At 49.3% G+C, this 24,518-nt stretch carries 26 protein-coding genes; 5 read left to right on the top strand and 21 right to left on the bottom strand.

Going from position 1 to position 24,518, the window contains the following annotated elements; all coding sequences use genetic code 11:
• Positions 1 to 7 precede the first annotated feature (7 nt).
• The 9 genes from fabF to ABIA61_RS01480 form a co-directional block, all read right to left on the bottom strand.
• The gene (gene fabF / locus ABIA61_RS01520) at positions 8 to 1,246 is read right to left on the bottom strand and encodes a beta-ketoacyl-ACP synthase II (RefSeq protein ID WP_044644899.1); all 1,239 of its coding nucleotides are present in this window, start codon (positions 1,244 to 1,246) and stop codon (positions 8 to 10) included.
• A 225-nt stretch (positions 1,247 to 1,471) separates the two neighbouring features.
• The gene (locus ABIA61_RS01515) at positions 1,472 to 1,705 is read right to left on the bottom strand and encodes an acyl carrier protein (RefSeq protein WP_007429985.1); all 234 of its coding nucleotides are present in this window, start codon (positions 1,703 to 1,705) and stop codon (positions 1,472 to 1,474) included.
• A 109-nt stretch (positions 1,706 to 1,814) separates the two neighbouring features.
• Positions 1,815 to 2,564: a 3-oxoacyl-[acyl-carrier-protein] reductase gene (fabG, locus tag ABIA61_RS01510; RefSeq protein WP_404580222.1), complete on the bottom strand. Its 750-nt coding sequence runs from the start codon at positions 2,562 to 2,564 to the stop codon at positions 1,815 to 1,817.
• A gap of 52 nt (positions 2,565 to 2,616) precedes the next feature.
• Positions 2,617 to 3,558, bottom strand: coding sequence for an ACP S-malonyltransferase (fabD, locus tag ABIA61_RS01505; RefSeq protein ID WP_404580221.1), 942 nt, complete (start codon positions 3,556 to 3,558; stop codon positions 2,617 to 2,619).
• Positions 3,559 to 3,639: 81 nt separating this feature from the next.
• Positions 3,640 to 4,629, bottom strand: coding sequence for a beta-ketoacyl-ACP synthase III (locus ABIA61_RS01500; protein ID WP_044644902.1), 990 nt, complete (start codon positions 4,627 to 4,629; stop codon positions 3,640 to 3,642).
• Between the two features lie 8 nt (positions 4,630 to 4,637).
• Positions 4,638 to 5,630, bottom strand: coding sequence for a phosphate acyltransferase PlsX (gene plsX / locus ABIA61_RS01495; protein WP_044644903.1), 993 nt, complete (start codon positions 5,628 to 5,630; stop codon positions 4,638 to 4,640).
• Entirely contained in the window at positions 5,614 to 6,210 is a 597-nt protein-coding gene (gene fapR, locus ABIA61_RS01490; protein WP_044644904.1) for a transcription factor FapR, read from the bottom strand. Before fapR ends, plsX begins: the two co-directional genes overlap by 17 nt.
• A 276-nt stretch (positions 6,211 to 6,486) precedes the next feature.
• The gene (gene rpmF / locus ABIA61_RS01485) at positions 6,487 to 6,660 is read right to left on the bottom strand and encodes a 50S ribosomal protein L32 (protein WP_007429979.1); all 174 of its coding nucleotides are present in this window, start codon (positions 6,658 to 6,660) and stop codon (positions 6,487 to 6,489) included.
• A 182-nt stretch (positions 6,661 to 6,842) separates the two neighbouring features.
• The gene (locus ABIA61_RS01480; protein ID WP_404519263.1) at positions 6,843 to 7,361 is read right to left on the bottom strand and encodes a YceD family protein; all 519 of its coding nucleotides are present in this window, start codon (positions 7,359 to 7,361) and stop codon (positions 6,843 to 6,845) included.
• A 356-nt stretch (positions 7,362 to 7,717) separates the two neighbouring features.
• Between ABIA61_RS01480 and ABIA61_RS01475 the strand changes: the two genes are divergently transcribed.
• Positions 7,718 to 8,953 carry a nucleotidyltransferase gene (locus tag ABIA61_RS01475; RefSeq protein ID WP_283655601.1) on the top strand — a complete coding sequence of 412 codons (1,236 nt, stop codon included), beginning with the start codon at positions 7,718 to 7,720 and terminating at the stop codon, positions 8,951 to 8,953.
• On the opposite strand, the gene ABIA61_RS01470 is transcribed toward ABIA61_RS01475, so the two are convergent.
• Positions 8,943 to 9,974, bottom strand: coding sequence for a YlbL family protein (locus tag ABIA61_RS01470; RefSeq protein ID WP_283655600.1), 1,032 nt, complete (start codon positions 9,972 to 9,974; stop codon positions 8,943 to 8,945). The two genes, ABIA61_RS01475 and ABIA61_RS01470, sit on opposite strands and share 11 nt — an antisense overlap.
• A gap of 204 nt (positions 9,975 to 10,178) precedes the next feature.
• Here ABIA61_RS01470 and ABIA61_RS01465 point away from each other — a divergent pair, with 204 nt between their 5' ends.
• Positions 10,179 to 11,501 carry a nucleoside recognition protein gene (locus tag ABIA61_RS01465; RefSeq protein ID WP_404580220.1) on the top strand — a complete coding sequence of 441 codons (1,323 nt, stop codon included), beginning with the start codon at positions 10,179 to 10,181 and terminating at the stop codon, positions 11,499 to 11,501.
• Here the strand turns inward: ABIA61_RS01465 and coaD are convergent.
• The 8 genes from coaD to ABIA61_RS01425 all read right to left on the bottom strand — a co-directional run bounded on the left by coaD (position 11,464) and on the right by ABIA61_RS01425 (position 18,522).
• The gene (coaD, locus tag ABIA61_RS01460) at positions 11,464 to 11,985 is read right to left on the bottom strand and encodes a pantetheine-phosphate adenylyltransferase (protein WP_283655599.1); all 522 of its coding nucleotides are present in this window, start codon (positions 11,983 to 11,985) and stop codon (positions 11,464 to 11,466) included. The two genes, ABIA61_RS01465 and coaD, sit on opposite strands and share 38 nt — an antisense overlap.
• Positions 11,978 to 12,616: a 16S rRNA (guanine(966)-N(2))-methyltransferase RsmD gene (rsmD, locus tag ABIA61_RS01455; RefSeq protein ID WP_404519268.1), complete on the bottom strand. Its 639-nt coding sequence runs from the start codon at positions 12,614 to 12,616 to the stop codon at positions 11,978 to 11,980. Before rsmD ends, coaD begins: the two co-directional genes overlap by 8 nt.
• 311 nt (positions 12,617 to 12,927) lie before the next feature.
• Entirely contained in the window at positions 12,928 to 13,050 is a 123-nt protein-coding gene (locus tag ABIA61_RS01450) for a cyclic lactone autoinducer peptide (protein WP_014281032.1), read from the bottom strand.
• A gap of 5 nt (positions 13,051 to 13,055) precedes the next feature.
• Positions 13,056 to 13,571, bottom strand: coding sequence for an accessory gene regulator ArgB-like protein (locus ABIA61_RS01445; RefSeq protein ID WP_404519269.1), 516 nt, complete (start codon positions 13,569 to 13,571; stop codon positions 13,056 to 13,058).
• Positions 13,564 to 14,196 (bottom strand): hypothetical protein, encoded by a 633-nt coding sequence (locus ABIA61_RS01440; RefSeq protein ID WP_404580219.1) that lies wholly within the window; start codon positions 14,194 to 14,196, stop codon positions 13,564 to 13,566. The genes ABIA61_RS01445 and ABIA61_RS01440 overlap by 8 nt, the downstream gene beginning before the upstream one ends.
• A gap of 172 nt (positions 14,197 to 14,368) precedes the next feature.
• Complete coding sequence (locus tag ABIA61_RS01435) at positions 14,369 to 15,487, bottom strand: acyltransferase family protein (RefSeq protein WP_404519272.1); 1,119 nt, start codon at positions 15,485 to 15,487, stop codon at positions 14,369 to 14,371.
• A gap of 188 nt (positions 15,488 to 15,675) precedes the next feature.
• On the bottom strand, positions 15,676 to 17,493 hold the full coding sequence (locus ABIA61_RS01430; protein ID WP_404519273.1) for an APC family permease: 1,818 nt from the start codon (positions 17,491 to 17,493) through the stop codon (positions 15,676 to 15,678).
• Positions 17,494 to 17,685: 192 nt separating this feature from the next.
• A complete protein-coding gene (locus tag ABIA61_RS01425; RefSeq protein ID WP_404580218.1) occupies positions 17,686 to 18,522 on the bottom strand; it encodes an AraC family transcriptional regulator in 837 nt (278 codons plus the stop codon).
• 139 nt (positions 18,523 to 18,661) lie between these two features.
• Here ABIA61_RS01425 and ABIA61_RS01420 point away from each other — a divergent pair, with 139 nt between their 5' ends.
• The 3 genes from ABIA61_RS01420 to ABIA61_RS01410 all read left to right on the top strand — a co-directional run bounded on the left by ABIA61_RS01420 (position 18,662) and on the right by ABIA61_RS01410 (position 23,174).
• Positions 18,662 to 20,689 carry a beta-galactosidase gene (locus ABIA61_RS01420; RefSeq protein WP_404580217.1) on the top strand — a complete coding sequence of 676 codons (2,028 nt, stop codon included), beginning with the start codon at positions 18,662 to 18,664 and terminating at the stop codon, positions 20,687 to 20,689.
• 70 nt (positions 20,690 to 20,759) lie between these two features.
• The gene (locus ABIA61_RS01415) at positions 20,760 to 21,983 is read left to right on the top strand and encodes an MFS transporter (RefSeq protein ID WP_404580216.1); all 1,224 of its coding nucleotides are present in this window, start codon (positions 20,760 to 20,762) and stop codon (positions 21,981 to 21,983) included.
• A 393-nt stretch (positions 21,984 to 22,376) separates the two neighbouring features.
• Positions 22,377 to 23,174, top strand: a complete 798-nt coding sequence (locus tag ABIA61_RS01410; protein ID WP_404519306.1) for a BclA C-terminal domain-containing protein — start codon at positions 22,377 to 22,379, stop codon at positions 23,172 to 23,174.
• Here ABIA61_RS01410 and ABIA61_RS01405 read toward each other — a convergent pair.
• The 3 genes from ABIA61_RS01405 to ABIA61_RS01395 form a co-directional block, all read right to left on the bottom strand.
• Entirely contained in the window at positions 23,158 to 23,328 is a 171-nt protein-coding gene (locus tag ABIA61_RS01405; protein WP_404559545.1) for a hypothetical protein, read from the bottom strand. The two genes, ABIA61_RS01410 and ABIA61_RS01405, sit on opposite strands and share 17 nt — an antisense overlap.
• Positions 23,318 to 23,545, bottom strand: a complete 228-nt coding sequence (locus ABIA61_RS01400; RefSeq protein ID WP_283655593.1) for a VOC family protein — start codon at positions 23,543 to 23,545, stop codon at positions 23,318 to 23,320. The genes ABIA61_RS01405 and ABIA61_RS01400 overlap by 11 nt, the downstream gene beginning before the upstream one ends.
• A gap of 133 nt (positions 23,546 to 23,678) precedes the next feature.
• Positions 23,679 to 24,509, bottom strand: coding sequence for a DegV family protein (locus ABIA61_RS01395; RefSeq protein ID WP_283655592.1), 831 nt, complete (start codon positions 24,507 to 24,509; stop codon positions 23,679 to 23,681).
• Positions 24,510 to 24,518: the final 9 nt, after the last annotated feature.

Here is a 24,518-nt window from a genome sequence, read left to right as displayed (position 1 = left end):
TGACCCCTTACGCTTCATATTTTTTTAGAATAACCGTAGCATTGTGACCACCAAAACCGAAGGAATTGGACATCACTACATTCAGTTTCGCTTTTCTCGGCTCGTTAGGTACATAATCAAGATCGCAAGCCGGGTCCTGATTATCCAGATTAATCGTCGGCGGAATGGTCTGATGCTGGAGAGCCAATCCGCAAATCACGGCTTCAACACCGCCAGCTGCACCCAACAAGTGCCCCGTCATTGACTTGGTTGAGCTAATCGCCACTTTATAGGCGTGGTCTCCAAGCGTTTTCTTAACCGCTTCTGTTTCCGATTTGTCACCGACTGGCGTGGATGTACCATGCGCATTGATATAATCAATATCTTCAGGATTCAACCCTGCGTCGCGGATCGCCATTTTAATACAGCGTGCTGCACCATCCGGATCTGGCTCTGTCATATGATGTGCATCGCCGGACAGACCGTAGCCGATCACTTCGCCGTAAATACGTGCGCCGCGCTTCAATGCGTGCTCCAACGATTCCAGAATCAGAACACCGGAGCCTTCGCCCATAACAAATCCGTCTCTATCTGTATCAAAAGGACGGCTTGCCTTCTCAGGCTCATCATTACGAGTGGACATCGCCCGCATCGAACAAAAGCCAGCCATTCCAATCGGACGAATAGTTGCCTCAGCTCCGCCGCAAATCATAGCGTCAGCATCACCACGCTGAATCATGCGGAACGAATCGCCGATCGCATGACTACCCGTTGCACAAGCCGTAACCGGTGATGTATTAGGTCCTTTAGCGCCGAGTGAAATCGACACTTGACCGGAACCCATATTAGCAATCATCATCGGGATAAAGAAAGGGCTTACGCGTTTAGGTCCTTTTTCAATCAGCGCATTGTGCTGATCCTCCCAGGTACCCAATCCGCCAATACCGGAGCCAACGGATACACCAACACGCTCGGCATCGGCGTTCTCTCCGATTACGAGTCCGCTATCCTTGAGTGCCAATTTACTGGCGGCAACTGCAAATTGTACAAAACGATCCATTTTTCGAGCATCCTTGCGCTCTATATAATCCTCAGGATTAAAATCCTTAATAGAAGCCGCAATTTTCGTTGTATATTCACTGGTATCGAAAGCTTCGATTTCACTGACGCCAGATTTTCCAGCCATCAGATTATCCCACAGTGTGTTCAAATCCTGTCCCAGCGAAGTGATTACACCCATTCCTGTTATGACAACACGTTGTTTCAAAGATAATCACCTCTATGTCTACTGCATATTGTATTTCAAGGCCGTACGCTCTTGTGTGCAAAAATAATATAGAATCAACTAAAGTTAGTAATGCCGCTTACTCCCACCCTTGACTAAGTCATGCCGAGCCAAGCTCAAGAACACGCGGCAATTCCGTCTTTAGTTCAATCTGTATGATTAGGAGAAAGTCCCGCCTGTAACAGAACGGGACTTTGTTGACTTGAATTAGGTATGAGATTGTATGTACTTTACAACTTCACCTACGGTTGTAATTTTCTCTGCATCTTCATCAGAGATTTCCATATCAAACTCATCTTCCAATTCCATAACCAATTCAACTACATCGAGAGAATCAGCACCTAAATCATCTTTGAAAGATGCTTCAAGTGTAACTTCGGCTTCGTCGGCTCCCAAACGGTCAACGACAATGCGCTTTACGCGCTCCAATACGTCGGACATCCGGCTCACCTCCTCCTTAGGTATTATACGAAAATTACAATTAAAATGCCATAGAAGAGAGTTTTCAATCACTACTCTTCTTCGGGGCATGCGGATTAGCTACATGTAGCTACATGTACATGCCGCCATCCACATGCAAAGTCTGGCCCGTCATGTATGAGGAAGCATCAGAGGCCAAAAATAGCACCACATCCGCAATTTCCTCAGGCCGTCCGAGACGGGCCAGCGGAATACCGCTGAGCATATTGTCACGCAAATCATCAGCAAGCACCTGTGTCATTTCGGTATCAATGAATCCTGGGGCTACGCAGTTGACTGTAATACTTCTCGAAGCAAGCTCCCTCGCGGACGATTTGGTAAGACCGATCACTCCTGCTTTGGCAGCCACATAGTTGGCTTGTCCTGCATTGCCGAGTACGCCGACAACGGAAGAAATATTGATGATCCGACCGGAACGCTGCTTCATCATCGGACGAGTCGCTGCCTTGAGGCAATTAAACACACCTTTCAGATTCGTTTCGATCACCTGATCGAACTCCTCTTCCTTCATACGCATGATTAAATTATCTCTTGTTATTCCGGCATTATTCACCAGAATATCGATCTTGCCCCAAGCGCCGATCACATCCTTGATTAACCGATCTGCCTCGTCGGCGCGACCGACATTAGCCTGAACCGTAATAGCTTCCACGCCTTTGGCACGAATTTGCTCCGCAACCTCTGCCGCAGCCGCTTCACTACCAGCGTAGTTTACCGCTACATTAGCGCCTGCTTCAGCCAACGCCAATGCGATACTACGGCCGATCCCCCGTGACGCCCCTGTAACGAGCGCCGTTTTTCCACTTAATGGCTTAGACATCATCCAGCCTCCCCTTGCAAGTATATAACCGTTAAGGCGATAATTGCTACTTTTAACGGGCCTCCAAGGCTTCCGTTACCGAAACAAGCGATTCCAGGCTGCTTATATTATACAGCTTAACCGTTTTGTCGATCTTTTTAACCAGTCCGGTCAAAACACTGCCCGGTCCGAACTCGACAAAAGTGTCAACTCCCTGCTCCAGCAGCCATGCTACACTGTCTTCCCACAATACCGGGGAATAGACCTGCTCGACCAGTAGCTGGCGAATTTCGCCACCCTCACGCACAGGTTTCGCTGTGACATTGGCTACAACCGGAACCTGAGCTTTGGAGAAAGCTACGTCTTCCAGCTTGCCGGACAACTTAATCGCTGCTTCCTTCATCAACGAAGAATGAAAAGGACCACTGACCTCCAAAGTAATAGCACGTTTGCCACCCGCTTCCTTCACGCGTTCAGCGACAGCGGCTACGCCCTCCTTCGCACCGGATACGACAATCTGCCCCGGGCAGTTGATGTTCGCCAATTCGACCAGTTGACCAGATTCCGTAATATCACGGCATAGTGTCGCCAGCGCTTCACGGTCGGCTCCCAGTACAGCAGCCATCCCGCCTTGTCCGTCAGGAATGGCTTGCTCCATGAACTCCCCACGAGTACGAACGATCTCAACTGCATCTTCAAATGCAAGTACGCCAGAAGCAACGAGCGCGCTGTATTCTCCAAGACTGTGTCCAGCCACGTAATCAGGGCGAATGCCCTTTTCCTTGAACGCTTCATACAACGCAATGCTCGCCGTCAACAGCGCAGGTTGCGTATTGGATGTTTGCTTCAAGGCTGTATCTGGACCTTCAAAAATCAGTGAGCTTAGCGCAAAACCCAACCGTTCGTCCGCTTGGCGGAACACTTCTCTTGCTGCAGGAACCGCTTCATAAACATCTTTAGCCATACCTACAGCTTGTGAACCCTGACCGGGAAATATAAATGCCGTTTTGCCCATCGTGTATGCACCTCTCTGTATCCAATGCTTGTCCTGTAAAGTACCAGACAAATTCAATATTGTATCAAACCCGCCGCTTTCTTACCAGACAAGAACCGACGCGCCCCAAGTCAAACCACCGCCGAAGCCCACCATTAATACCCGGTCGCCTTCCTTCATGCGACCTTCCTCGGCTGCTTCTACAAGCGCAAGAGGAATTGATGCAGCTGATGTATTCGCATATTTATGAACATTAATGATAACCTTTTCTTCCGGTAGATCCAAACGCTGCATCGCCGATTGAATAATGCGAATATTGGCTTGATGCGGAACGAACAAATCAATATCATCTTTGGAAAGCCCCGCTTTTTCAAGCACATCGACAGTTGCCGTTCCCATAACACGTACCGCGAACTTGAATACTTCGCGTCCGTTCATATAAATATAGTGTTGCTTGTTTTCCACAGTATCCGCACTCGCAGGCAAACGTGAACCGCCAGCTTCCAGCTTAAGCAATCCGCCTCCTGCTCCTTCGGCACCAAGATCAAAGGATTGGAATCCTCTACCCTCAGGTACTTCACCAATTACTACAGCTCCTGCACCGTCTCCGAAAAGAACACAAGTATTGCGGTCTGTATAATCCGTGATCCGGGAAAGACAGTCTGCCCCAATGATTAACGCATTATTATAAATGCCCGTCTTAATAAAGCTCGTCGCAGTTGCTAGCCCATATACAAACCCTGAGCATGCCGCAGACAAATCAAAAGCCGCTGCGCCTTTGGCTCCGAGCTTGTCCTGTAGAATGCAGGCAGTCGAAGGAAACGCCATGTCCGGCGTAACCGTAGCCACAATGATCAGATCCAAATCCTGTGCGGTCATACCTGCGGATGCCAATGCCTTAATCGCTGCTTCATAAGCCAGATCGGATGTGGCCTGCTCTGGAGCCGCAATGTGGCGCTCCTGAATTCCTGTACGACTGACAATCCATTCGTCACTTGTTTCCACAATTGCTTCCAAATCTTTGTTCGTCAATATTTTTTCAGGCACGTATTTCCCTGTTCCGATAACACCAACCGACCGCAAATTATTCATATCGTCACTCACTTCCTGCTGATTTCCTTGGATATACTTTCCACCAACTGGTTTTGCAAGGCCGTACGGGCCTGTCTTACCGCGTTTTTGACGGCAATGCCGTCAGATGAACCGTGACCCTTCAAGACGAGCCCGCTCAGCCCCAGCAATGGAGCGCCACCATGCTCTTTGTAGTCCAGCTTATCTTTCAAACCGCGAAGCTCACGCATAATCAGGGCCGCTGCCAGCTTGGTCTTTAAAGATTTACTAAACTGCTCCTTTAAGAGAGAAAATATCGCACCCGCCGTACCCTCCAGCGATTTCAGCATGATGTTTCCGGCGAATCCGTCACACACCAGCACATCGCAATTCCCGGTCAGAACGTCTCTGGACTCTACATTACCTACAAAATTAACAGGCAACTGCTCAATCAGAGGGAAAGCCAGTTTCGTCAGTTCATTGCCCTTCCCGGCTTCCGTCCCAACATTCAGCAAACCCACTCTGGGGGAAGCCACACCATGAACCTTTTGGCGGTACAAGCTACCCATCAGCGCATATTGGGCAAGATGTTCAGGCTTGGCGTCCATATTAGCTCCCAAGTCCAGCGCCAGCACACCCTGATCGTCAATCGTCGGAATCATCGGTGCGAGAGCAGGACGCTCAATGCCTTCCATTCTCCCGACCACCAGCAGCCCTGTCGTCATCAGCGCACCTGTATTACCTGCCGATATCATGGCATCCGCTTCGCCTTCTTTGACCATTCGGCCAGCTACGACCATCGAGGCATCCTTTTTACGTCGTACTGCCTTCACAGGCTCATCCTGCGCATCTATCGTTTCAGATGTATGGCGAATGCTGAGATTCGCAGGCAACACTCTGCCGTTCAGCACCGATTCGATTCGTTCCCGGTCACCAACCAGCGTAATGTCTGTATCCTTCCATTCCGCCGCCGCAGATAACGCGCCCTCTACTGTCGCCTCGGGAGCATTGTCTCCCCCCATGGCATCAATGGCGATCCGCATGCTGACTTCCTCCTTCGCTATACTCTTCCTCTGTGGAGCGGTAAATGATAAAGTTCCCCTGGAACACCATTTCTTCTCCCACGTAAGCAAACACTTCCACTTTGGCTTTTCCCTTTTGCTCGGGATTTGAACGCACATATGCTTTGGCAATGCACTTTTCTCCCAAATGAACGGGGCGGACAAAGCGAATATCTGCTGAAGCGGTCAACGCTATCTCATCATTAATCACGGCAACAGCCAATGAATTGGCCTGGGCAAACACATAATGCCCCCGCGCAATGCCGGTACGTGAAAAGATATGCTCTTCTTTAATTTCAAAAATGGAAATACCGCTTCTGTCCAACTGGAGATCAACGATATCCCCGATCACTTCATGTAAAGGCAGGGAGCGAACCTGATCGTAAGAACGCTCAGCCATCAGCTTCAGTCGCTCCCGCAGCTCCGGGATACCCAATTCCATCCGATCCAGCCGAATCGTCTGAATGCTCACCTTAAGCTGTCTCGTCAGTTCCTGATCCGTTACGAACGGATTCTCATCAATTAATTGAGTCAGCCGTTGCTGTCTCTGTCTCTTTGGCAAACGTTCGATATCTGTGGCGCCTCCTTTCCCTGCAATAAACTACCGTTCAGCCGACAGTTCGGGTTACTTCACGTGCTAGCGGCGAATGCTTCATGCCGATTTGTCATCTTGTATGTATAAAGAACCCCTTCGGCCCTTCTTTCTTAGAACCTGGTACTAAAACAGTATATAGCATGCCGCCGCAAAAAGAAAGTACGAAGACAAAAAAAGTAGCGCCTCACTAGAGTGAAGCGCTACTTTTCCTGCGAAGATTCCAAAGAATCCGCTTATCGGACATTATTGAGAGATAATCTCTCTAGCTTTGTACGTTCCGCAAACTTTGCACACATGGTGAGCAAGTTTCAATTCGCCGCATTCGGAGCATTTCACCATACCTGGTACTGCCAGTTTAAAGTGAGTACGACGTTTGTCGCGACGAGTTTTGGATGTTCTCCGTTGAGGTACTGCCATTATTCCCACCTCCTTAACCAGATCAACCCGTATAACGGGTGTGACTTCTTATCTCATTCAAGACTGAAGGAAACTGCCGGAAGCAGCTAACTCACAGCCGGTGAATCAAGCCTGCAACATCCATGCGTCGATTAACTCCTCCGCACAAGTGGATGATGATTTGTCAGAATTGAACTCAATTCTCATTTAAAAAAATCCTTAAGCCCTGCCAGACGCGGATCAATCTTTTGCGTATCATCATCGGTACTGTCATCGGAGCCAACGCTCCAGTTTTGTCCGGCCGCAGGAGCGATCCCCTGACAATCCTCACTGCACACAGGCGCAAATGGCACGTGCAGTACAAACAGCTCTTCACAATACGGTGCAATATCGAAGGAATCCCCCGTCACTGCGATAAATTCGCCATCTTCATCCTCCTCTTCGCCAACCGAAGAGGTTTGCTTGAACCGTTCACGGAATTCAATCTTCAAATCCTCGTGCATCGGACTCAAACAGCGTGAGCACAGCATGTCCAGACCTGCGGTCAACGTGCCTTCCACGCTCATCAAGCCTTGACCCAGACTAACGGCGACCAAATCGGTCTCCAGCGGGGAAACGGCCGTAACATCAGGACGATCATCCACCAATTCACTCACATTAAGAGCTTCACGGATCGGAAAAGGACCATCACTTGTTGCTACTTTGCGAAAAAATAGTTGCATCACTATCACTCCAAACAAACAAAAATTATTATACCGACTGATCGAGTCGTTTGTCAACACCTTTCACTTTACACCTCTCACAAATCTCATCGGTTTTCCAATGGTTTCGCAAGTTTTATGCGAAAGCGAAAATACGTTGCGGATCATGTACCTGTGAGTATTCGTACCCCCGCCACTCTTCGTGTACAATAATGCGAGTATAAAGCTTTTTTCTCCAGGTCTCAATGGCCTTGTTCATTTCCGATCACGAAAAAGCAGCATCGCTGCCCCTAAGAACAATCATTAGCTGATGGATAACCATCATTTCTAGGATAGTCACCAGACTAGCAACAAAAGAAAGGAGCCGACGTACAGCCTTGAAAACCCTCGGTATTATTGTAGAATACAACCCGCTGCATAACGGTCACACTCATCACTGGAAGGAGTCTCTTCGCATCACTGGCGCACAGCGCACGGTGGCTGTGATGAGCGGTCCCTTCCTCCAGCGGGGGGAACCCGCGATTGTGGACAAATGGTCCCGCACCGAAATGGCACTTGCCATGGGTGTGGACCTGGTTTTGGAGCTGCCTGTGGCCTATGCCGTCCAGCCCGCAGAATGGTTCGCCCACGGGGCGGTCGCCCTGCTCCGCGCCACTGGCGTCGTCGACGCGCTCTGCTTCGGCAGCGAGAGCGGCGACATCGCCCCGCTGCGAGCGCTGGCCCGCGTGCTGGCGGCGGAGCCTGCCGAGCTCAAGGCCGGCATCGCGCAGCGCCTGAGCAGCGGCGCAAGCTATCCCGCCGCTTACGCGGGGGCCGCAGCCGCGCTCGCGGCTGAAGGGACGGACGGCGCTGCGCTAGCCGCCCTCATGCAGCAGCCCAACAATACGTTGGGGCTGCATTACTTGATTGCGCTGGAACGGCTGGACAGCGCAATCAAGCCCTTCACCGTAGCCCGCACGGGATCGGGCTACCACGAAGCCGTGGCCCCCGCGGACGGAGTCATCGCCAGCGCCACGGCCATCCGCCGTCTGCTGCTGGACGGCGGGCCGGAGGCCGCGTCGCCGTACATGCCTGCGGCGACGCTGGAGATTTTACGGCGCGAATGGCAAGCCGGACGCGCGCCGCTGCAATGGGAAGCGTTCAGCCAGCCGTTGCTGAACGCTCTCATCACGCGCAGCCCTCAGCAGCTGGCGGAGCTGCACGAAGTTACCGAAGGGCTGGAGCATCGCCTGCGGCAATCGCTGTACACGCTGCCCCAGCCCTCCGTAGAGGCATTACTAGCCGCCGTCAAGACAAAGCGCTACACGCGTACGAAGCTTCAACGTATGTTCACACATATTTTACTGAATCATGCCAAGGCGGATATGGCTCCCTCCGAGTTGGCGAAAGCCCCCGGCTATATCCGCGTGCTCGGCTTTAACGGTGCCGGACGCGAGCTGCTGGCCCGGATGAAGCAGACAGCCACCCTTCCGGTATGGGTCAAGCTGTCAGCCGGATCGCATCCCCATCTGGACTGGGATACAGCCGCAGCCGCCATACACGCGGCCGGAATGCCACGTCCCGCCATCCGTGACATGTATGCCGATTACTTGCGGCCGCCCGTCATGGTTTGATCGGGAGCTTTTCCATATAAGTTAACGCATCGTCAAGCTTGCGAACCGGAACGAGCTTCATCTTGGTTCCGATTTGCTCGGCTTTGGCCTTGGCTTCCTTATAATTGTCCGCCGGGACGAAAAACAATTCAGCACCCTGACGGTCAGCGGCGACAATTTTATACTTTGCACCGCCGATCGCTCCAACTTTACCGCTCTTATCAATCGTACCCGTACCGGCAACACGATATCCCTTGCTCAGATCACCCGGTGTCAGTTGGTTATAGATCTCCATCGTAAACATCAAACCAGCCGAGGGTCCGCCTACATCTGTTGACGTAAAATGAATCGTTTTACGTTCATCCTTCGGCTCTACTTTCTGAACCGTGGCAATGCTGACTCCAAAACCGGGTCGTTGCTTGCCCGTCTCGCTGTCTGTGATGGTCATTAATGGAGCTTGCACCGTCAGCAGCTTGCCATCACGTTTTAGCTTCACTTTGGCCATGGTTCCTGCCTTTTCATCCTCCAAGGCGTTTCGGATGGAACGATTATCCGCCACCTTCACCCCGTTCAGCTCCAGAATTTCATCTCCGGGATGGAACATACTATTTGAGCCGGGCACCTTAAATACATACACATAATCCGGCACAATGCGATAAGGAATATCGGCCCGGGCATAAGCAGCCTCCATCGCAGAAGACTGGGAATCTCCCATATACCACACCTGCTCTGCTGCATATTCGTCTTCGCTCCTGCCGTGCAGTCGATCCTCCTTGCGCTGAATCTCCGAATTGGCATCCAGCTTCGATATACCCAGCATAATGACATTAGCGTAACGCGCAGATACCGTCGTCATCATAAAGGTCCCCCGTTCGCTTCGGTCGCCTTCCTGAATGGTTACCATCGGCTTGATTTCATTTGCCCCACCGGGTCCATAGATCAGATATGGGGTTGGCATATATACCAGCACATAGACCATAGCGGCCAGGATCAGAACATATCCGGTTGTAAAAAAAGCTCTATTCTGGTTTATTCGCTTCATCGGTTCTCCCCCCTCACAGCCTTAACTTCTCCTATCTCATCGAAACCAACTCTGCGCCGCCTGTTCTCAATTCTTACAAAAAAGCATATTGTTTACCGACAGCGTGTACGAGCACCCTGCGGCGATTACAAACGCGAACAAGCGCTAGAAACAACATACGATGCACTCTAATATATTTATGCACGATGAGATTCGTTTTTTAAAATGTTAAATCATATCACTTCCAGAGAGGTGAAACCTTTGCTACAAAAGGAAGCACATTCCGCTCCCTATTGGACAACCCTGTTGCTTGGCCTTGGGGCCATTCTGCTTGTGCTGGCTGTTGTCGCCTCACCGGAAGAGGTGTTCCAAGCCTCTGCCCAAGGGCTTAAGCTATGGTGGAGCATTATTTTTCCGGCCATGCTCCCTTTTTTGATGCTGTCCGAAATGTTTGTAGCCTTCGGTCTGGTGCATGGGCTTGGCGTCATTCTGGAGCCGTTCATGCGCTCCTGGTTCCGTCTTCCGGGGCGAAGCGGCTGGGTGCTGGCCCTAGGCCTGACCGCCGGATTTCCGGCTACTGCGGAAGCTGTGCGCCAATGGGCACAGCAGGAGGATATGACCAAGCGCCAGCTTAGACGACTGACCGCTATCGCTCATTTCTGCAATCCGATTACCATCCTGCTCGTTATCGGAACAGGATTGTTGCATAATGCTGCTGTAGGCGTCATGCTGCTTGCCGTTCACTGGATCTCCGGCCTATTGGCGGGATGGATTACAGTCAGACTGACTGCATCCTCAAAAGAATCGCAAAAACGGGAAACGCCAGTCGCCCTCCGGCGAACCTCTGTTTCCCGTACTTCTACCACTCTCATCCGGTCCGCATGGGACGCCACACGTTCTGCCAGAGAACGGGACGGCCGCAGCTTCGGAAAGCTGCTGGGCGAAACCGTATCCCATGCTGTACAGACGCTTATGGTGACAGGTGGATTCATTATTTTCTTTTCCGTGCTGATTCGGTTGCTATCCATATACTCAGGCCAAGGAATATTTTCTTTCATATGGCCCGCCTGGATGGAACTTCATCTCGGTTCCTATGAAATCAGCCGCCTGCCGTATGATCTCCGCACACAAGCGGCTCTGATCAGCGCCGTACTAGGTTGGGGAGGGCTATGCGGCTGGCTCCAAATCACAGCTGTCACCAAACCATCGGACAAAGGCATCACGTTCACCATATCCAGGGTGCTTCATAGCATCATCGCCTTTGTGCTTACACTCGTCGCATGGACGCCTCTTAGCCGTATGACAAGCAATACACTTCCCGCTTATGTTAGCCGTAGCTCTGTTTCTTCCTTCGCGGAAGGCGGTTATGATCCCGCCGCGCATTCCGTCATGGCGGAGAGCAGCAACCTGTGGACACAGTTGGAAAGTCCGTCGCTGTATCCCTGGCAACTAACCGTGTTGTCTATTGCGCTTCTGGGCGCGATTATACTTACACTGCTTGTCATTTCCTTTATTGCTTCATGGTGGAGCCGCCGCGCTTGGCGTTGACCTTGGCACGCAGCGCATCCTCGACCTCAGGAGCCACCAGATCTACGACCTTGCCGTCAAAATGGGCGATTTCCTTCACCATACTGGAACTCAGATATGAATAAGTCGGGTTCGTCATCATAAAGATCGTTTCTGCATCCGGGTTCAGCTTATGGTTTGTGGAAGCCAATTGCAGCTCGTATTCAAAATCTGTCACTGACCGGATTCCTCTGACGATAACCTGAGCCCCTTTTTCACGTACATAATTGGCTGTCAGGTCACGGAAGCTGTCCACCTCAATGTTCGGAATATCGCGGGTTACCGTCCGCAGCAGCTCCATTCGCTCCTCCAGAGAAAACAGTGGATTTTTACTAATATTGTTAAGTACCGCGACAATCAGCAGATCAAACTGCCTCGCCGCTCTTTGAATAATATCCTGATGCCCCATCGTCACGGGATCAAAGGTCCCCGGATATACGGCAATACGTGGTTTGTGCTCAGTCATGATGGTCCTCCCCGCCTGATTCGGTTATGCCGGATTTTTCCATTCCGGCCTCAGTATGTTCTGTATCGTCCTGTTGCTTTGCTGCAAAGCGGTAGATAGATAACGTTGTTTCGCCATAGACCGCTTTTCTGACCTGTTCGAACGGCCCAAAGCTTTCCGGGTACTCATGTCCCGATTCATACTCCAGCACAATGACTGCCTCAGAACGAAGCAAGTCCAGTTCAGCCATACGGCTCATCAATTCATCACCATGCTTGAGACGATAGGGCGGGTCCAGAAAAACAGCATCAAAAAGAGCTCCACGTTTTGCCAGCGCTTTGAGCGCTCGTCCGGCATCATTGCGGAACACTTCAGCCTGTCCTTCCAATCCGGTTTTTCGCAAATTTTCTTTAATGACATCAATACTTTTCGATTCCATATCAATAAAGACTGCCTTGTCCATTCCTCGGCTAAGCGCCTCTATACCCAGGCCGCCGCTGCCTGCAAACAGATCAAGCGCGACTCCCCCCTCAAAATAAGGACCTATCATGCTAAATAGCGCTTCCTTGACCTTATCCGTGGTCGGCCGCGTCCCTGTGCCGGGAACTGCCTTTAACGGCCTTCCTTTGGCACTACCCGATACCACTCTCACGCTGAAACTCACCTATTTTCTATATGTGTTCATAACCATATAAAGATTATGACGTTATCGTACCACATGGATCGCCGTTTGAAAAACGCAGGATTTGAGGAGGTATAAAAAACCATATCGTGGGCATCCTTAGGATATCGGCATTCAACCAATGTCGTAGACAACCGCGGAGAAGACTTACGTTTCCCCATAAGCTCTTCGTCCGGTTTCTCCTCTCCCATTCGGGCGCTCTTATTGGAGCGCCTGATTTTTTTTGCAAAAAAAAGAAGCTGCTCACTGGCAGCCTATGTATATAAGGGAATGAAGTTATACTATTTAAGCAGCTCCTCGGGCGTATCTCCCTGATAGACATACACATAACTCGCTACCGATACAGCAAATGCAGCAAACATAGACAACGAGGTAGCCAGACCATATACGATTTTTTTCACCATTTTCCTCACCTCCTTTTCCGAATCAACGTCAGGCTCTGGACTAGAAAAGCAACAGCCACTACAGAGGAACCGATTACAAAATTAGTACATACAAGCAGGGAAGATAACAGTCGCAGGAGGGGATAAAACCGGGATGGAATGCGAGACTGCTTTTCAATTCTGGACGGGGCAAACCATAGGACAAGAAGCAGGGATAATCCGGTGAAGAGGTTTGTCCACCAATCATGTAAAGAGATACAGGATATGGCTGTAAAAGCTACAGAGGTCGCCACAACACATGCCATCCCTGTTTTTAGATGGATCCCTCCTGATATTTGGCGCAACAAGGCAAAAACCACCAGAATCATCACAGCTTCTGCCGTCCGCCCGGTAACGAACGAGGCAACTAAGGTCAGCACAATAATCATGGAAGCATTAATAATGAGAGCTAGCGCATATTTAAGCACCGGGATGGAGGCCGGATGATCCGGCACAGTCCGTTTGATCTGGTTAGCAAGCTTGAAAGCCATGGTTTCAATCATCCCGATACTCCTTTCCAATCGCATAATAGATGAAGAATCCCGATACCAGTGCAAAAAACATCATATTTAACCATACCTCGTTGTAGTACAGCACGATAGAGGTGGATATGAGAGATAAAATAATGAGCGTAATCACAATGCCGTATTCAGCTTTAAATTTAAGCTTTTTGAAATTAGCGGCAAACCCGATGCCTTTTCGATACAAAATAAATGTAATGAGCAGTCCTGCCACCGCACTTATCGTTTGCAGCAGATAGCCCTTCAAGGAACCGCCCTGTAGCTCAGAGACTGGCAGGCTCCCGAACATCACTTTTAAAAGCACCGACTGAATAACCGCATAAGCAAAATAACCGGTAACCGTCATAATGCCTGACCACACAATCGGAATTTTCACCACCGTAGCGAGCAAAAAAATAAAAAGCAGCATGTTAATGACAGGCACCAGATAAGCGAGGGAAAATTCCTCTCTCAGCAAATAACTTTGCAGGTTCATAAACAGGTTCACAAAAATCGCTTGCCATACATAAGGGGTCATTTTAACTTTAAAAATACTAAGAATGAGCGTAAACACCGCCACTCCTTCAAGCGTGGAAAAAAGCAAAAAGCCGACAGGCTTCTCAAGCATACGTGCATCTCCTTTTCAATTCCAACAAATCTCATCGGTGTATTCAAAAAACTTGGATGTACATCGAATATAAAGGGCTGTGACCTACTTTTCAAGAGGTCTTTTCAATGATTTGATAGATTTCTTTAAGCACTTCAACGAAATGTTATCGGATGCAGAAGGAAGTTACAGCTCAAGCAACACTTTCCTTGACCGAATCTTCCTGTGAGCGCACAGACTTCATACGTGATATGATCTTTTTTCCCCAACGGATGCCGGGTTGCTCGATCCATGAATAGGTGAGCCAGGACAAACCTGTGGTCAACAGCAGTGTCATAACAAACATAAGGGTCAAATTAACAACGGGGGAAAATGGTAGCTCAATCTGGCTTACAATCTCCAAAGCAAGCATATGCGTCAAATACATACTGTAGCTAAGGCAGCCGATCCATGACCATCCCCGGTTTAACAGCCAAAATGGCTGCCAGTGATACAAAGCATAGGCTCCCAGCAGCAACAGGACACCGATGAGATAATCCGTCATACCTGTACAAAGAGCAAACAGTATGGAGCCAAGCAGCAATACGCCGCTGAACCGGTCCACACTTTTCCAATGCCGCTCGTCTTTCCATATCAGGAACAACAATATACCCAGTCCGAAGACAGGCAGTTGGTTCGGAAACCATAAATACAGATAATGCCCCCACAACGGGTGATCACTGATCCATGGAGCATTCGCAAACACCGTGTTCAGCCCAAAACTCAGTAGGAGCGTGCCCATCACAAACCAGGCAGCATGCCGGATCGATCGGATCAGTTTAAATAATAACGGCACGCACAGATAAAACATACATTCCACCGCAATGGACCATTCCACACCGATGATGCTGTTGATCCAGTACGGATTCAGGCCATTCAGAAACAAGATATGAGCTGCGATATTCGCGACAGTGACTCCTTCCTGATCCCCAAGCCAGAAACGGGGCCCTGTCCCGTTCACAACCAAATAGATGATTAACATAACGTAATACAAGGGAGCAATTCGAAAAAAACGACGCACCAGATACGCCGAGATACGTTCTTTTCTGTCACCCGAACGTCTGCTCAAAGACAGAAAGAGTGTAAAAGCACTGGCCAGATAAAATAAAGCGACCCCTTTCGCTCCCAAGCTCAAACCCTTTTGCAACCATCCGTTTAATCCATCCACGTGCTGGCTGACATGTACAAGCAACACGCCCATAATTGCCAGCGCTCTCAGCGTATCTACAAATTGCAGCTTGTTATGTTCCGTTTCACCCTTGGTTCCTGGCATCGTAACCCTCCATATCCATTCTCTCAGGATACATTTTGTATCTATAATACACAAAACGTATCGTTAAAGTAAATATGTCGGTATGAAAAAAAAACACCCTCCAGCCGCAATGACATGCGGCCAGAAGATGTTCATTTTTCATGCTATAAACGCCTGTTTCCTTCCCTTGCAAGGACTATTATAACGATTTATTTGTTTAAATGAAATGGCACAGTCGTTACGATGACGTCTTTATAATTGATCAGATAAGCTCTCATCAGCAAGCTGGTCTGGTTGTGCAAAATATTTTCCCACCAGTGCTTCGTGATGAATTGCGGAATAAGGACGGTAATATGATCTTCGTCCGCTTTTTTCCACTCCACCGTATCAATGAACTTGCGAAGCGGATTGATAATGCTCCGATAACGGGATTTCAGCACCACCAATCGGATACCTACATCCCACTCTTCCCATTTTTGCTCCATCTTGCGGATCGCTTCATCATCAACACCTACATATACTGCAACCACATTATCCGACAAGGTCTTGGCATAGCTGATGGTATTCATCACGACCCGTGTAATACCAGCTACCGGAATAATGATTGTATTGCCTTTGACCATAGGTTTATCCTTCGTAATATCTATCCGCAATTGCTCGGCTGTATTTTTATAATGTCCATTGATCTTCATAAAGAAATACAGTACCAGAGGCAGGAAGATAAACACCATCCACACCTGACTAAACTTGGTGAAAATAAAGATAAGCGTAATGGACAGCGTGGTCAGCATTCCAATGGTATTAATAGCAAGCTTGACGACCCAGCCTGACGGCTTGAGACGAATCCAGCGAATCATCATTCCCAACTGGGAAAGCGTAAACGGGATAAATACCCCTACTGCATACAGCGGGATCAGATTTCCTGTATTGCCGCCAAATACGATGACCAGCAAGGCTGAGAAAATACTCAGAAACAGGATCCCGTTCGAGTAACCGAGCCGATCTCCGCGAACCATGAACATATGCGGCATGTATTTGTCTTTAGCCAGCATAAATGCGAGCAACGGAAAAGCCGAATAGGCTGTATTCGCCGCCAAAAACAGGATCAGCGCCGTCACGCCCTGAATGATGTAATACATCACACCACGCCCGAAAGTGGCGTTCGCAATTTGCGAAATGACCGTTTCATGCGGATTTGGACGAACACCATACCAATAAGCCAGCAGGCTGATTCCGATGAACATACACCCGAGAATCAAGCCCATCATCATCAGCGTAGTTGCCGCATTTTTGGCAGCAGGCTTGCGGAAGTTCGGAATGGCATTCGAGACAGCCTCTACCCCGGTTAGCGCCGAGCAACCTGAGCTGAACGCCTTCAGCAGCAGAAACAGACTGACGTTGGATACCGTAGCTCCAAATTGCGGTGCCGCAGCATGGGCTCCTCCTGCCACGTAATGGATGATACCGCTAATAATCAGGACAAAGATCGAAACCACAAACAAATAAATCGGTGCAGCCAGCACCGAGGCCGATTCCGTTACCCCGCGCAAGTTCATAATAGTCAAAAAGATGATCATGATCAGTGCAATCGCAATCCGATGATCATGCAATGATGGAAACGCCGATGTAATGGCATCTGTACCCGCCGACGAGCTAACTGCAACCGTTAGAATATAATCGACCAGCAAAGATCCGCCTGCAATCAGACTCGGTGCCCTGCCCAAATTGTCCTGAGCGACGATATAGGCACCACCACCACCGGGATAGGAAAAAATAGTCTGTCTGTAGGACAGGATCAGAATAACCAGCAATCCCAATACCGCAATGGATATAGGAATGGAATACCATAGGGCAGCGAAGCCCGCTGTAATCAAAACAAGCAGAATTTGCTCCGTTCCGTAAGCTACAGAGGACAACGCATCCGAGGACAGGATGGCCAGAGCCTTAAGCTTGTTTAGTTTCTCATCTTCAAGAGCCGTCGATTTTCGTGGACGACCGATTAGTAATCTTTTGACTTTACTCAGCATTTCGTTAACTCCTTCTTTGGATGAGGGTTTTGCAGAAGAACTTTGGATCATATGTTATTATGTCACCTGAACCTCAGATTGATGAAACAAATGAACTATTATTTTATACTCCCTCATCCGAAAAAAAACAATAAGGAATGCTCCCTAAAAAGAGCATTCCCGCGTAAGAAAGAGTATTTCGATTAAATACCCTTATAAATACAATAATTTGAACCTTTCAGGGGTAATTCCTTCGGCCTTGCGGAAAGTCGCCACAAAATGACTGACATCACGGAACCCTACGCGCTCGGCGACCTCTTTGACCGTTAAGTGCGGGAAATCAGTCATCATTTCCTTAGCCTTGCGCAGACGTATGACGATCAGATAAGCGTAAGAGGTCACACCGAATGCCTGCTTGAATAATGTATTCAAATGACGGGCGCTGACATTCATCATCACCGCCATATCGGACAGGCCGATATCCGGGCTGGCATAATTTTCTTCCATAAAAGCCAGCACAGGCCCCAAACGTTCTACATTATGAGACAAGGAAGGCATAGAGCTGTATTGACCATGTTTGCGCAGCAAAGTTAGAAAGCGGTACATATTGGCCGAAGCGTCCAGCCCTGATAAATCCCGTTCACTCACCATAGAATGAAGCATACTTTCTCCAAAGCTGTGCAGTTCACTATGGGCGTCCCAATGATACCCGCGTGTATGCTTCAACCCTAGCTCAGTCAGTACAGCAGTGGCTATCGGTCCGTCAAACGTAATGTACAGCGTTCGCCATACTTTCGTCGCCCGGCTGTAAGCGTGGGACTCGCCCGGCAGCAGCAGAACTCCAGCATGTTCTCCCAAACGGAAAGAGCCCCCCTTGAAAGTGAATACCCCCTCCCCGGACACGGTCTGTATCCAGTGAAAGCAGGGATAGCCCTCCGGCCGGGATACATCCTCCTGCCTGCTGTTAAATCCGATACTTTCGATAAAAAGCGGTAAAGAATGCTCACGCGTAGTTAGAAAAAATCGCAAATGATGGGGAGTTAAAATCATACAAGGCACCTCCGGCGCACGCGGTTATGTATTCCTTAATGCAGATCCATATTGTTATATCCATGTTCATTTTATTATATTTAAAAGCGTTTACTTGTATTATAAGATAGAATTATTCTTATATATAGAGGTGATTGGCATGATAAGCGGTAAACTGCCTAAAGTATTTTACGGCGGAGATTACAATCCTGAGCAGTGGGATGACACCACACATCAGGAGGACTTACAGATGTTCCAGCTGGCAGGAATTGATATCGCCACAGTCAACGTATTTTCCTGGGCTAAAATTCAGTCGGATGAAATCACATATCATTTTGAATGGCTGGATCAATTCATCGATAGTTTACATGAAAGCGGTGTCTTTGTGTGTCTTGCCACCAGCACTGCGGCTCACCCTGCCTGGATGGCGACCCGATATCCGGATATTCTCAGGGTCGATGCCGACGGGCGCAAACGAAAATTCGGCGGACGCCACAATTCCTGTCCGAACAGTCCCACCTACCGCAAATATGCGGAGAGCATGGCTGACCGACTAGCAGAACGCTACAAAAATCATCCTGCGATCCTCGTGTGGCACGTGTCCAATGAGTACGGCGGGGATTGCTATTGCGATAACTGTGCTGCTGCATTCCGGGTGTGGCTCAAACAAAAATATGGAACACTGGAAAAAGTGAACAGGGTATGGAATACTTCGTTCTGGGGACACACCTTCTATGATTGGAATGAAATTGTACCTCCAAATAATCTGAGCGAGCATTGGGGCGAGAATCACTCCACCTTTCAGGGCATTTCCCTTGATTACGCACGCTTTAATTCAGACAGTATGCTGGAATGCTATTTGCTGGAGTATAACGCGATCAAAAAGCATATCCCCGAAGCTGTCATAACGACTAATCTGATGGGCTTTTTCAAGCAACTGGACTATTTCAAATGGGCAAAGCACATGGATATTGTATCTTGGGACAGCTATCCGCGGGCTAATACCCCACCGAGCTATACCGCGATGACCCACGATCTGATGCGCGGTCTTAAGGATGGGCAGCCGTTTATGCTGATGGAGCAAACACCGAGTCAGCAAAACTGGCAAGCGTACAATTCACTCAAGCGGCCTGGCGTCATGCGGTTATGGAGTTATCAGGCGGTAGCACATGGCGCAGACACGGTCATGTTCTTCCAGCTTCGCCGTTCCATCGGAGCCTGTGAGAAATTCCATGGGGCCGTGATTGAGCATGTCGGTCATGAGAATACACGCGTATTCCGGGAGGTGGCACAGCTCGGCAGCGAGCTTGGCACATTAGGTAATACACTGCTGGATGCAACCGTAAACGCAAAAGTAGCCATTTTGTTCGATTGGGATAATTGGTGGGCACTGGAGAAATCAAGCGGTCCTTCTGTAGCGCTGAATTACGTCGATCAGGTGCATAAATATTATGCCGCCCTCTTCCGCCGTAACGTCCAGGTAGACTTGATTTCCGTGGAATCAGATTTCCAGAAATATGATCTCATTATCGCGCCTGTACTCTACATGGTCAAGCCGGGTACAGCGGAAAAACTGGAACAATTTACTGAACATGGCGGCACCTTTGTCACCACCTTTTTCAGCGGAATTGTAAATGAAAACGATCTGGTCACAACCGGAGGATATCCGGGTAAGCTGCGTAAGCTTCTTGGAGTTTGGGTAGAAGAAATTGACGCGCTTTTGCCGGAGTCACGCAATCGGATCGTATTGAAGGAACAGGTAGGAGCATTACAAGGGGAATATGAATGCGGCTTGCTCTGCGACCTGCTGCATAGCGAAGGTGCCGAGGTGCTGGCGGAGTATGGCGATGACTTTTATCAGGGAATGCCCGTACTGACACGCAATCGTTTTGGTCAAGGCGAAGCATGGTATGTTGCTTCAGACCCTGAAGAAGCTTTCCTGGACGGCCTGCTGGGCTATATTTGTGAGGAAAAAGGGATTCCGTCCTTGCTGCGTGCTCCTGCGGGTGTGGAGGCCAGCGTGCGCTCCAAGGATGGAAAATCGTATTTGTTCATCCTGAACCATAACGCCCAGAAACAGAATTATCATCTGGATGAACAAAAAGGACATGAGCTGCTCAGCGGCGAATTCCTGGAAGGAGATGTTACCATCGAAGGCTATGGCTTTCATGTGCTGGAATTATCATAAATATTTAATACCTCACATTATCGTTCACTTTACGGTATAAGTGCAATTTCAGGTATCAAAGGAGTTCATCATGAAACGACTGCTATGGATTGGCAGCTTGTCTTATTTTTTAATTGGCCTGGCGCACGTGGTTGTAGGGTCTCTGCTGCCCGTGCTGCTGGACCACTATGACCGGAATTATACGGAGGGCGGAAGTCTGATCTTCGCCCAATTTTCCGGTTTTCTGGCTGGCGTCCTGCTGTCGCCATGGCTTGCAAGGCAATTAGGCAAACGCCGGACGCTGGTATTCGCCTTGCTACTGCTGTGTGCAGCAGAAGGGCTCTACTCATTGCTGCCCCCATGGGGTTGGCTATATGCCGTCGGAGCGGCAGCCGGCTTTGGCTTCGGTATGGTGGAAGCGGTCATCGGCACCATCGTGATTAGCGGTATTACCGAAGGAACGGGCGCAGCTATGAGCCGTCTGGAAGTCTTCTTCGGGATCGGCGCGTTAGCAATGCCCGCGGTTGCCAGCCAGTTGATCGCCCTTGGCTGGTGGCGGCTGGCCTTCCCTGTTATCTCCGTCTGTGGAGCGGTGGCAGTCGTAGCCTGGCTACGGGGATCCTTCGGCAAGCTGGATGCCGTATTGGACGAATATGAGCGTCGTGGGGAAAAGCATATGCATTCCGGCTCGGCCCCACATTCTCCATCCACGGGAGCTTCTAAAGGGGGCCCTGCGGGAAATTGGCTGCTGCTGGCACTGTTTATCATCTTTTTCTTTATCTATGTAGGGACAGAAATGAGCTTGGCCAATTTCCTGCCTTCTATGTTCATTGAACGGCTGGGCCTTACACAAGCTGAGGCGGCACTCAGTGTTACCTGCTTCTGGCTGGCAATGGCGGCCGGGCGGCTGTTCGCAGGCAACATTGCCGATCGTTACGGCTATGGTGTCTTTGTCGCCCTAAGCTCACTGGCGGCGACCATGCTGCTGTGCGTGTTCCCGCTGATCAAGGGCACTGCTGTTACCTTTGTCCTTATTGCGCTCCTGGGGCTGGGCATGTCCGGCATATTTTCCATCGCACTCGTTTTTGCCAGCAAAATGATGCCAGGCACAGAAGAATCCACCACCAGCCTGCTGATTGGTGCAGGTGGAGTCGGGGGTGCTCTGCTGCCCTTATGGCTCGGAAACAGCATGGATCGTGGCGGAGCAGTCGCTTCAGCCTGGTTGCTGGCAGGCTTCGCTTGTATCTTGTGCCTGCTTGGCGGCATTCTGTACGCTATATACATGCGCAAAAAACGGCTTCAAACTGCTTCATAATTACGGCACGTTTCTTCTGGCGCCTTCGGCTGTTCCTTGGTGTGAACCAAGGTAACAGCCGGGGGCGCTATTTTTATATAACTAGATGAATGTACCTGTACAAAGACCCATTTTTATCCAAAATTAGATCATTGCCTATCAACCACAGGACAGATGTCCATGCCTGCCTTGGATGAATGGAGTAGTATACAACAAATCGATATGGAGGTGTTTGTATTGGGTCGTCCCGAATTGAAACGAAAGAAAGGCCGTAAAAAAGACGTTTTTATCCGCTCTTGGTTTAGTAAAAAACGTCCGAAGAGAAAATGCCATTCGAAACGAAAGTGCTTTTGCAAGGAAATCGTCGTCAGAAAGCAAATCGTCCGTGTAAATATACCTCAAAATGTTTTAGGTATAACAGGCGCAACTGGAGCTATAGGTGTAGCAGGTAACGTAGGTGCAGCGGGCACTGTGGGTGCTGCTGGAGCCGTCGGAACTGCGGGAAATGTCGGGGCTGCCGGTAATGTGGGTACTGCGGGCACCGTTGGGACTGCCGGAAATGTAGGCGCAGCGGGGGCTGTGGGCACTGCGGGCGCTGTTGGAGCTGCGGGTGCGGTAGGACCAGTAGGTCCCGTAGGTCCTGCGGGCATTCCAGGGGCAGTCGGTCCAGCAGGTCCTGCGGGCGTTGCAGGGGCGGTCGGTCCTGTAGGTCCTGCGGGTGCGGTAGGTGCCACTGGGGCTACGGGTACCGCAGGAGCGACGGGGTCCACCGGGGCTACGGGAGCTACAGGAACCGCAGGTGGAATAGCTCAGTTTGGTTATATCTACAACTTAGGATCCCGAGTCGTTCCAATAGAAGCGGATGTCATTTTCGATACGAACGGTATACTTACACCTGGAATTACCCACGCTCCCGGCACTACGCAGATTGCAGTTACCGATGCGGGGAACTATGAAGTTAACTTTTCAGTATCGGGTGTAGAGCCAGGCCAATTTGCCATATTTATCAATGGCACTCTGGCAGCAGGAACCATATACGGCTCAGGAGCTGGTACGCAGCAAAACACAGGGCAGGCCATCCTCGCTCTAGCATCCGGTGATGTTCTTACCCTGCGAAATCATAGCTCTGCCGCTGCGGTTACCCTGCAAACCTTGGCTGGAGGTACCCAAGCCAACGTAAACGCTTCTGTCGTTATCAAAAAATTAAGTTAGACATGGATACATCCGGTTTAACGTATGGCTGACCTGCCTGCTCATCTGCTAATATCAAACACCAGCTTGTTTCCGCTTGGGTCATGGCAGAAAATCCATTCTCTTCTCCATGGGTTGCATGGCCGTCAAGCTCTATGTGTTTTTTAGCTTCCACAAAGATCCATCGTCAGGAAGCAGCAGTATAATTTCCTTAACCCCTGTCGCATGAGCGGGAGGATGGGGGTTACCTTCTCCATTCCAACATTGCCGCCAATATGGTGATAATACCCGCCTGCGGACACAAATAACCGGGTATCAAACTTTCCTTGTACTTCAAACCCCATGGTATTCACATAAAAACGTAACGAATCTTCGATATTCGTATGAGTCATATTTTTTCCCCTGCTCCATATTTTTCATAGTATTTCAATGTGTTTATCAGTATATCAAAAAGGCTTACCCCAACTCAGGCTCGAATTGGCATAAACCTTGATTTAATAAGTGAGTATCATTCACTCCAATAGCTTAAAACGCCATAATAATTCCTTTGTCATTGGCATACATCGAACTGATTCCTCTGGTGGACACAATCAGAATATCCTTAAATTGATAGCGGTTCTTCAACGCATTCATTAGCTTCTCCGCAAGCCCGGGATTATTACAATGGGTAATTACAATGCTTTCCCCCTCCGTAGCCCGACCACTTCTTTCAATTGTATCTGCCAGCTTTTCAATGATTTGATTTTGACCACGCGCTTGGGTAAACAATGCGATATTTCCGTCACCGTCTGAACCCAAAATGGGTCTGATATGCAGGAATGAAAGTATCTTTCCCGTAATTTTATTCATTCGTCCGTTCTTCACCAGATTGTCCAGGTTCTCTAGCACAAAATAGGTTTTCATCTTCGTGATAAAGCTTTCCAGTGAAGAAATAATCTCTCCTTTATGATACCCCTCGTCGATCAGCTTGCGTAATTTTAGAGCTAACAATATTTGTCCAGCCGATGCGCTTTTCGAATCGAATACATGAACATCAGCCCCTTCTTCCTCCGCCATATCCTTACCAACCAATGCACTTGAATACGAACTGGACAGATTGCTGGATATTGTAATGGCAAAAGAAGTATGCTCACCTTGAAATGCTTCCTTATACAGCATAGGTGACGGTGAAGCCGATCCGATCTTGGTTGTACAGGCTTTCATTTCTTCCATAAACTGAGGTAAATCTAGCGTTTCATCATCTATAAAGCATTTTTCTCCCAAAGTCATGTTTAACGGGATCGTCGTGATTTTCATTTCTTCTCTAAGCTCTGGCGTTAAGTCACAGCAGCTATCTGCTACTATTTTATACCTCATCCTGTACAC

It is taken from the genome of Paenibacillus sp. RC21 (assembly GCF_044907935.1).
Lineage (GTDB): Bacteria > Bacillota > Bacilli > Paenibacillales > Paenibacillaceae > Paenibacillus > Paenibacillus terrae_A.
Note: the sequence above shows the minus strand (reverse complement) of the source record. Positions and strands in the feature narration are given on the sequence as shown.

Excerpts from the sequence above, each read along its gene's own strand:
- plsX (WP_044644903.1), bottom strand. The coding sequence starts at position 5,630 with ATGCGGATCGCCATTGATGCCATGGGGGGAGACAATGCTCCCGAGGCG.
- ABIA61_RS01480 (WP_404519263.1), bottom strand. The coding sequence starts at position 7,361 with ATGCAACTATTTTTTCGCAAAGTAGCAACAAGTGATGGTCCTTTTCCG.
- ABIA61_RS01395 (WP_283655592.1), bottom strand. The coding sequence starts at position 24,509 with ATGAGGTATAAAATAGTAGCAGATAGCTGCTGTGACTTAACGCCAGAG.
- ABIA61_RS01515 (WP_007429985.1), bottom strand. The coding sequence starts at position 1,705 with ATGTCCGACGTATTGGAGCGCGTAAAGCGCATTGTCGTTGACCGTTTG.
- ABIA61_RS01435 (WP_404519272.1), bottom strand. The coding sequence starts at position 15,487 with ATGCCAGGAACCAAGGGTGAAACGGAACATAACAAGCTGCAATTTGTA.
- ABIA61_RS01440 (WP_404580219.1), bottom strand. The coding sequence starts at position 14,196 with ATGCTTGAGAAGCCTGTCGGCTTTTTGCTTTTTTCCACGCTTGAAGGA.
- fabD (WP_404580221.1), bottom strand. The coding sequence starts at position 3,558 with ATGGGCAAAACGGCATTTATATTTCCCGGTCAGGGTTCACAAGCTGTA.
- rpmF (WP_007429979.1), bottom strand. The coding sequence starts at position 6,660 with ATGGCAGTACCTCAACGGAGAACATCCAAAACTCGTCGCGACAAACGT.
- ABIA61_RS01400 (WP_283655593.1), bottom strand. The coding sequence starts at position 23,545 with ATGACTCATACGAATATCGAAGATTCGTTACGTTTTTATGTGAATACC.
- ABIA61_RS01470 (WP_283655600.1), bottom strand. The coding sequence starts at position 9,974 with ATGAAGCGAATAAACCAGAATAGAGCTTTTTTTACAACCGGATATGTT.
- ABIA61_RS01425 (WP_404580218.1), bottom strand. The coding sequence starts at position 18,522 with ATGATTTTAACTCCCCATCATTTGCGATTTTTTCTAACTACGCGTGAG.
- ABIA61_RS01420 (WP_404580217.1), top strand. The coding sequence starts at position 18,662 with ATGATAAGCGGTAAACTGCCTAAAGTATTTTACGGCGGAGATTACAAT.
- ABIA61_RS01500 (WP_044644902.1), bottom strand. The coding sequence starts at position 4,629 with ATGAATAATTTGCGGTCGGTTGGTGTTATCGGAACAGGGAAATACGTG.
- ABIA61_RS01415 (WP_404580216.1), top strand. The coding sequence starts at position 20,760 with ATGAAACGACTGCTATGGATTGGCAGCTTGTCTTATTTTTTAATTGGC.
- ABIA61_RS01450 (WP_014281032.1), bottom strand. The coding sequence starts at position 13,050 with ATGGTGAAAAAAATCGTATATGGTCTGGCTACCTCGTTGTCTATGTTT.
- coaD (WP_283655599.1), bottom strand. The coding sequence starts at position 11,985 with ATGACTGAGCACAAACCACGTATTGCCGTATATCCGGGGACCTTTGAT.
- ABIA61_RS01430 (WP_404519273.1), bottom strand. The coding sequence starts at position 17,493 with ATGCTGAGTAAAGTCAAAAGATTACTAATCGGTCGTCCACGAAAATCG.
- ABIA61_RS01465 (WP_404580220.1), top strand. The coding sequence starts at position 10,179 with ATGTTAAATCATATCACTTCCAGAGAGGTGAAACCTTTGCTACAAAAG.
- ABIA61_RS01445 (WP_404519269.1), bottom strand. The coding sequence starts at position 13,571 with ATGATTGAAACCATGGCTTTCAAGCTTGCTAACCAGATCAAACGGACT.
- fabG (WP_404580222.1), bottom strand. The coding sequence starts at position 2,564 with ATGTCTAAGCCATTAAGTGGAAAAACGGCGCTCGTTACAGGGGCGTCA.